Source organism: Bowmanella yangjiangensis (assembly GCF_017255015.1).
Classification (GTDB): domain Bacteria; phylum Pseudomonadota; class Gammaproteobacteria; order Enterobacterales; family Alteromonadaceae; genus Bowmanella; species Bowmanella yangjiangensis.
Genome location: NZ_JAFKCS010000304.1, coordinates 1 through 955, shown reverse-complemented (window position 1 = coordinate 955; position 955 = coordinate 1). Strand labels below are relative to the sequence as shown.

The 955-nt window shown below is 67.5% G+C and carries 3 protein-coding genes; all 3 read right to left on the bottom strand.

Features of this window, described 5'->3' with window-relative positions; all coding sequences use genetic code 11:
* On the bottom strand, window positions 1-290 hold a 290-nt coding region (locus tag J0A65_RS24165; RefSeq protein ID WP_206596809.1), incomplete at its 3' end, for a response regulator.
* Window positions 287-796 carry a hypothetical protein gene (locus J0A65_RS24160; RefSeq protein ID WP_206596808.1) on the bottom strand — a complete coding sequence of 170 codons (510 nt, stop codon included), beginning with the start codon at window positions 794-796 and terminating at the stop codon, window positions 287-289. The genes J0A65_RS24165 and J0A65_RS24160, both read right to left, overlap by 4 nt.
* Window positions 789-953: a CheR family methyltransferase gene (locus J0A65_RS27995; RefSeq protein ID WP_416135328.1), complete on the bottom strand. Its 165-nt coding sequence runs from the start codon at window positions 951-953 to the stop codon at window positions 789-791. Before J0A65_RS27995 ends, J0A65_RS24160 begins: the two co-directional genes overlap by 8 nt.
* Between the last annotated feature and the right edge of the window lie 2 nt (window positions 954-955).

Sequence of the window (955 nt, the reverse complement as noted above, 5' to 3'; positions counted from 1 at the left end):
CGGGCCTCCCGGGGGGGGGCGGCCCCCGCCCCCGTCTGGGTGTCCCAGAACACCCCGGGGGGGGGGCTTCGGCCAATCAGTTTCTCCCGGAGGGCGTGGCCGCCCTGGGGTGGCACCCCCACGTCCAGCACGATCACGTCGGGCCAGTTGCGCTGCATCTTGTCCATGGCGAACAGGGGGTCGGCGGCGGCACCGATGACTTCGATGCCCGTGTGTTCGGCAAGGCCGGCGCTTAGTACCTGGCGGACGACTGCGGAGTCGTCGACGATCAACACCTTGGTGTTCTTCATGGCGTGGGGGCCTCGTAGCGCCGGGTGGCGATCTGTTGGGACGTGGGGCAACGCAGAGCGATGTGCCCGCTCCAGACATCGAAAATCAGGTTGCGGTAGCCATCGCCACCGGCATGCCGTTCATGGCATTTCAGGCCGTGGGCGGCGAGCAGCTCCAGGCCGGCGCGTACGTTGCTCTGGCCGATGTTGCGCTGGCACAGCTCGCCGAACATGTTGCCGCCACCGAACAGGCTGATGCGGTAGTCCTGCGGCTGGCTGCCGCTGGCGCGGATCTTCTCCAGCAGCAGGTGCAGGGCCTCGTCGGCGTAGCGCCCATCGAGCCGGCTGCCGGGGTGGCGGCGGCTGGGCAGCATGTAGTGGCACATGCCGCCGATGCGTTCGCCGCGGTGCCACAGCACCAGCGACACACAGGAACCGAGCAGCGTGCGGATGCGCGTGCGACGGTCGCCGAAGTACAGGTCACCTGGCTGCAGGAGCACTTCGATGACGCCGTCCGAGTTATGCATGGGGCTTGCGATAGATCGAGGGGCGCAGCGACTGCAACTCGTCGCTGATGCCGTGCAGGCTTTCGGAGTGGCTGACGAAGAAGTAGCCACCGGGACGCAGCCGTGCGCAGAGACGTTGCACCACCTGGCGCTTGGTCGGCGGGTCGAAGTAGATCATCA

Bases quoted from the DNA above. Each gene is read 5' to 3' on its own strand.
- J0A65_RS27995 (WP_416135328.1), bottom strand. From the start codon at position 953: ATGATCTACTTCGACCCGCCGACCAAGCGCCAGGTGGTGCAACGTCTC.
- J0A65_RS24160 (WP_206596808.1), bottom strand. From the start codon at position 796: ATGCATAACTCGGACGGCGTCATCGAAGTGCTCCTGCAGCCAGGTGAC.